1 protein-coding gene is annotated in these 1369 nt (G+C 48.6%); it reads right to left on the bottom strand.

Annotated elements, in window-relative coordinates; translation table 11 throughout:
* The coding region (locus tag BZG79_RS15610) for a RecQ family ATP-dependent DNA helicase (protein ID WP_108743327.1) at window positions 1–1369 on the bottom strand (1369 nt) is incomplete at both ends.

Genomic DNA, 1369 nt, shown 5'->3' with positions numbered 1-1369 from the left:
GATCACCAAAATAGTCGGCAAGGCGCTGACTAATACAGGTTGAAGAAGATAACAAGGTCAGTAATTGGTTGATGCGGGCAAGCTCGCTCTGTTCTTTTTTGGCAAAAAGAGCATACAGCGTCTCAGCTTGATCGTGAATATCAATCTCGTGGGTGTTCACGCCAAACACTTGTGTGGCTTGTTGTGTCGCGAGTGATAACCAACCTTGTTCGTGAAAGTACTCCAATGCAGTTAACGCGCGCTTTCTTTCTGCTCCAAAGCGTTGCCACAGTTGTTGGAAATCCATCTTGTACCAGGTTTTTGCTTTGATCGCGCATGCAAATAGCTGGGCAACAAATTCGCGTCGCTCACCATGGAATTTGGCCGTAATGGCGGCGGGTGACTCCACACACTGGAATTTCACATCGGCAAAGTAACTGTATTGGCTGGTGATCACGCCGGCTATTTCTAAATAAACGAGCAAGGTTTTAAGCGGTAAGAGCCGAATATTATATGTCCGTGAAAGACTATGGAGCATGACTTCCCATTGTTGACCTGCCTGTTGTACTTCTTCCAGTAACCCCTGAATCGCCATTTTGTCTGGCGTATCGCCGTAGATAAAATTCTCTAGTACATTCAGACTCGACTGGTTAGCGAGTACCGTGCAGGTCGCCTTGTGACCATCCCGTCCCGCGCGGCCAATTTCTTGGCTGTAGTTTTCAATCGACTTCGGCAAATCAAAATGGATGACACGGCGAATATCCGCCTTATCGACGCCCATCCCAAAGGCGATGGTCGCAACAATACATGGCGATTGGCCCGACATAAATGCCTCTTGTATCGACACGCGAACATCGTGACTCATACCGGCATGGTAAGCTGTCGCGGATATATGCTGGGATTGTAACCACTGGGCGATATTCTCCGCGGTCTGCTGCTGGGTGACATAAATGACGGTCGGCAAATCGGGGTCGGGCTTTAACTGCTCAACCAGCGCTTGCCGTTTTTGCGTCTCTTCCACGGCGACCACATTTAGATGCAGGTTAGGACGATAAAACCCCGTTAATGTGATGTTATTTGCCGGGATGGCAAACTTCGTCTGCATATCCTCAACCACAGCCGGCGTTGCGGTGGCGGTGAGAAGCAAGACTTGCGGAATATTTAATTGCTGTCGGTAAGCAGGGAGTTTGAGGTAATCAGGACGAAAATTGTGTCCCCATTCAGAGATACAATGCGCTTCATCCACCACCAATAACGAGATCGGGATAGGCGTGATAAACTGGCGAAAACGTTCGTTATTCAAACGCTCGACTGAAATCATCAGTACCTTGATGTCGCCGCGACGGACTTGATCCATCACTTGTTTGGTTGATCCATCACTTGTTTGGTT

Origin of the sequence: Salinivibrio sp. MA427, assembly GCF_001996115.1 — a bacterium.
Lineage (GTDB): Bacteria > Pseudomonadota > Gammaproteobacteria > Enterobacterales > Vibrionaceae > Salinivibrio > Salinivibrio costicola.
This window is presented reverse-complemented; position numbering and strand designations above follow the sequence as displayed.